The following is a 4,986-nucleotide window of genomic DNA, read 5'->3' on the forward strand; positions in this document are numbered from 1 at the left end:
ATGGATTGGCGGTTAACCGCAGGATAACGCCCGGCCTCCTTGTCCCTGCCACCATCCCAGCGTTCCCGTGCCCGCAAATTAAATGCGAACACGAAAAGATCGCGCATTATCAATAATATGTCACATCCTGCTTGATTAAATCGCTCGGACAAAGAGGTAAATCAAGTGCTGGCCGAAGGGTCGGGCGCAAAGTTAAGGGCGCAAAGTTATCGCAGGAAGGCATTTCTCCAGCAAAGGAGAACGTTCAGCCACAATAATAGTTGTTTCCCCATTCCATCACCGGGTCGGCTGTCGCCCGATCGCCACACGTGCCCCAATTGCCGGTGATCGGCCTTGCGACAAGAGGCGGCAAGGTTCTCCGGTTTATTGTTTCTCGCCGCCTCTTTTGAACCGGGCGAGCCAAGTCGTTGGGCCATGGCGCAGCCTACTGCAGCTTGACAGGTGTGTCGCCTTTGGAATTTTTCTCGCTAATGGGGTGAGCTTTCAACGTCGTCGCGATCGTCCGTTTGAAGATCGCTTGTTCAAGTGGTGCAGCCAGGAACTCAGCATAGGGCGTTGCGATGTGATGACGATCACGGAAGGTCAACTTGCCGTCGATCATGGCATGACAAAGCGTATGATCGCAGAAGTAATCAGTCATATCGATATATCGTGCATTCCTGATGCTTGAGATAATCGCCTTTTCTGTTTGAGCATCGTCATCGTCGGCTGCTACAGTTCGCGGCGTATCGCAGACTGACGGGTCTCTCTGTTGCCAGAGCGCGCGCGCCACGCATTTGTCGAGATATGACGTGTGCGTGGGCACATCGCGAAGGTAGACAACCTTGATTCCGGCATTGCTGAGGGCCTCTATTGTAGATTTCATGCCTTGCGCCCACTGCTTTTTGCGCACTTGATACTCGGATGGATCGCCGATTTCCTCGGAAAGATGGCTTATCGAAAGCTGTGAGATGATGACCGTCTGCGGTTTCATCGCAATAATTTCTTTGATCGCACGCTCTCTCCAGTCATCGCACTCGGTGTAATCTCTTTGCAGTTTCGAGTTCCGCGTTGTTATTCGTGTCGCGCGGCATGATGATTTCATGTACGTCACGAGGCGAATATTATCCCTCTTTGCAATGTCAACGAGCGGTGTCGACCAATGATCCGCATGCGAATCTCCAAAAAGAACGATCGTCTCGTTTGACGATCGAGCACCGAATACGCACGGTTTTGGCTTGACTGTTTCAAGGTCAAGCACGCAGCTGGCATCCGTTTCGCGCACCACCGAGGGGCGCTCGGCAGCTTCAAGGATGGTTTGCTGTTGCGGACTGAGATTGTGTCTTGCAAACGAAGCGCTGGCATAGGCAATCGTGACGCCTGTTGCAGTGAGCAGAGCAGCCAAGCCGAGAGAACGGGCCGTCCCTGCGATCAGCCAAGCATTCCTGCGTATCGGGTTTTCAACGAAATGATAGCTGACAAGAGACAATGCAAAGGTCAATGCCAAGAGCAGCAGGCGCTGAACATTCGTCAGGTCGGGCATCAGCATCGTTGCATAGACGATGACTGGCCAGTGCCACAGATAGAGCGAATATGACAGCTTTCCCACCCACTGAACGGGTTTCACACCGAGAATGGCACTCGGCCCGCCGAGACTCTCGTGGGCGCCGCTGAGGAGCACCATGACAGTGCCTATCGCGGGCACCAGTGCAATAAATCCGGGAAAGGGGGATGCTTCTGATACTCTCAAATAGGTTAGAGTGATCAAGGCTATACCGAGCCAACCCATTGCAGGCGAGTACCGGAAGCGCTTGGCCGATGCGTCCAGCACCGCCATCGACGCAAGCCCCCCGAGAGCAAATTCCCAAGCTCGGAACGGTGAAAAATAGAATGCCCAGGGCTGGGAAACGGCTGTCAGCCACGCACAGAGCGCAAACGAAATGACGGCCACGCCGAGCATCAGCAAAGGAACGCCACGCTTGCCCGGCCGCATCCACGCAAAGCACAAGAGAAGTGCCGGCCATACCAGGTAAAACTGTTCCTCGACCGATAGCGACCAGAAGTGAATGAACGGGTTATTCGCTGCATCCACAGCGAAATAATCAAGAGACCAGCGGATAAGCCACAAGTTGATTATATAGGTCGAAGCGAATAGCGCGCCCTTCGAATAAAGCTGCTGTTCGGCTGGCGCGAGAATAAAGTAGCCGACCAAAAGGGTAGTCAGAATGACGAAGAGCGACGCAGGAAGCAGGCGGCGTGCGCGCCGCGCGTAGAAGCTCCACAGATTGATCGTGCCGTGGTTGGCTACTTCCTGCTGAAGATGCTTGGTAATGAGGTAGCCCGATATCACAAAAAAGATATCGACCCCGACGAAGCCTCCGGGCAAACCCGTGTAGCCGAAATGGAAGGCAATCACTCCGGAAACCGCCAGTGCACGCAGCCCTTCAATATCAGGGCGAAACGATTTCGATGCAGTGGTGATAGTACTCATAATTGTCGAGCTCCCAACCTCGGGAATTCTTCAAGGGCCAGCATAGGTGAATTTTGATGCACCGCAACGCTTTTGCTGCGATGCAATATCAATTGAAACGAAACGGCGTAAGATGGCGTGAGGGTCTTTGTACTATCCGGGCCCCAATTCGATGGTGGGGGGATTTTATCCTAACCATTTGAGATCGCGTTCGTTTTTGGTGTTCACGCCAATCCGGCCGGCGGCATATGGTCAAGCGTTCATCCGTGTTCGACGAAGGACAACATTTTCTCCATCTTCGAAACTGAAATCGGAGCGCATGCGCAAGAATTCATCCGTTGCGACGCGGCATCCACCATAATCATGGTAGTCATCTATCAAGATAATGCCCTGTTGGCTTAGCCGATCAGCCACCTCATTCAGGCAGTACGTGACGGGATCGTACCAATCGCAGTCGATATGGGCAAAGGCGACGTGTTGCATCTTGGTGCTCGGCAGCGTGTTCTCGAACAACCCTTTGTGTAGGCCAATCGCCGAATTGTCGACATCGAGGCCATGTTTCGTGAACGCGCGGCGAACGTCGTCGTAAAGATTATCACGGTATCCGTAATAGAGATCGCCGCCGAGCCCGGTGGATTCTCCACGCGTGATCTTTTGATAACGATCCTTCGATTTCACGTCGTCCTTGTCCGAAGTCGGAGGAGGAATCATTCCAAAAACGTCGAAGCCATGAAAGCTGCGTCCAAGGCGCGTCGCCGTCTTGGCCAAGACGATCGCGCTTCCGCCAAGGGCAACCCCGAATTCAGCCACGTCACCAGGCACCTGGCGCTGCAACACCTCATTCAATGCGGCTTCGAGGCGCCTTAGTTTCCGTGGTGACAGGTAAGTAAGGCGTTCGCGCCGAACCGCCCGCGCCGTGCTGCTCAAGAGGGAGGTGTCAATAACGCGACGGGCACGCCTGACAATAGCATTCATGCTAGCCATTCCATTCTCCTCAAGTTGTGCCTCCATTGAAATTGTGCCTCGGGCGCGCGCTCTGCGATCTTGTCGATTGCTGCCTTTGACGGCCCGGCGGTTGGGCCCCGATGGACCTAAGCCTCGGTGCGATGTGATTGGTCAACGATCCTGAAGCAAGATAGCGATAAATGGGGCGAAGCGATGTTTTCCTTTCGCTTTAAATGCACGCCGCCGGTACCGATTGAGATGATGCAGTCCGCATGAAGGAGGGTGATAGAAGTATTCGAGACTTTTCCGCCCGCGGTTGGTCCTTTTATCGCGCCATCTTGCGAACGCGCTGGAACCTTAACCTTCATATAGTAGACTGGCGTCGATCCTCTGCTGGCTTCCTGGAACCTTTGAAGACCCAACTTCGTTGTTGTGGACGGATAAATCGAGATGCAAGGAGATGCATCATGGACATGACCACACTTCTCATCATCGTTCTTATTGTCTTGTTGCTTGGCGGCGGCGGCTGGTATGGTCGCGGACGCTGGTATTGACGTTGCGCCATCGCTCTGGAACATCGACGCCAAGATAGCCTGAAGCTGCGCAGCCGAAAGCTGAACGCGGTGTGTATACCTATTGCGGAGCCGCATTTGGATTTGCTGGCCGCATTTGTCCGTGGTCTTTTAGGGACAAGTCCAATGCGTCAATGATTCGCAATCCTACATAAATCGCCGTCTGAGCTGATATTTGCTACGCCGCTTCCGCATGGGTCAGCAAGGACATGGCGGATGCCATAGCCGATTCTGTCATGCTGCAGTTTAAGGTTCAGGTCGATGCCGTTTTAGGGAGTAGTGCCTTTCGCCACAATTACTTCGAGCTTCGCTCGCCGACACGACCTGGCGGAGCCAGATGAAGGCGACCGGGGAAGCGAAGACACAGGCCTTCGCCAGTAGGCTTGTTGCAGCCGGATATCGGGGTTTGCTCGTCAGGAGCTTCGCCTCCGGCGCGACCAATAACGATCTCAATCTCGTCCTGTGGAACTGGAGCGATGCTTTGCCTGGCCGCCTCACATTTGATCGACGATGAAGGCCGGTTGTCGCCGTAGCGACAGCTTCGGCGTTAAAGTCAGCCTAAAGCTCACCCGCAATTGCCAGAAGTGATCAGCCGTCTTGCTTATCGACGCTGCAAAACAATTCATGGCCCCATCGTTTCCGCAGGTTTTTGAATTCTTGCTCGGTCGTACCCTCGGTGATCACGCGTCGGCCGGTGTCTTAAAACCGTTGCGCTCGCCGCTACTCCATATATCGATGGCTTCAAGATTATCTTCAGTGGCCATCCGTTCGTGGTTCTCTTGCGCGTCGCGGATACGGTACTGGAACGAGCGGCCAAGGGGTGGAAGCGTCGCCAGAATCTCGAATATCGCTGTGGTATTCATCATCGCCCCGCCGCCGCTTCTCAGGCGGACCTGCTGGCCGATCGCAAAACGATGGGGTGGGGCTTCGGGTGCCTTGTAGCGCCGGTGGATGTTCATTTGATTGTCTCCTGATCTTTTTTAAGTGCCATCTCGAGTTCGGTGTAGTCGATCGCCACAA

General features: G+C 54.2%; 3 protein-coding genes and 1 pseudogene. 1 reads left to right on the forward strand and 3 read right to left on the reverse strand.

The window, feature by feature from the left end:
• Positions 1-424: 424 nt before the first annotated feature.
• A complete protein-coding gene (locus tag AAAB35_RS19905) occupies positions 425-2,470 on the reverse strand; it encodes an acyltransferase family protein (protein ID WP_340670010.1) in 2,046 nt (681 codons plus the stop codon).
• A gap of 231 nt (positions 2,471-2,701) precedes the next feature.
• Entirely contained in the window at positions 2,702-3,433 is a 732-nt protein-coding gene (locus AAAB35_RS19910; RefSeq protein WP_340670011.1) for a TylF/MycF/NovP-related O-methyltransferase, read from the reverse strand.
• 837 nt (positions 3,434-4,270) lie between these two features.
• On the opposite strand from AAAB35_RS19910, the pseudogene AAAB35_RS19915 reads away from it, so the two are divergent.
• Positions 4,271-4,499: pseudogene (locus AAAB35_RS19915) on the forward strand (RES domain-containing protein); the annotation flags it as partial.
• A 147-nt stretch (positions 4,500-4,646) separates the two neighbouring features.
• Here AAAB35_RS19915 and AAAB35_RS19920 read toward each other — a convergent pair.
• On the reverse strand, positions 4,647-4,925 hold the full coding sequence (locus tag AAAB35_RS19920; protein ID WP_340670012.1) for a hypothetical protein: 279 nt from the start codon (positions 4,923-4,925) through the stop codon (positions 4,647-4,649).
• Positions 4,926-4,986: the final 61 nt, after the last annotated feature.

Source organism: Phyllobacterium sp. (genome assembly GCF_037994425.1).
Taxonomy (GTDB): domain Bacteria; phylum Pseudomonadota; class Alphaproteobacteria; order Rhizobiales; family Rhizobiaceae; genus Phyllobacterium.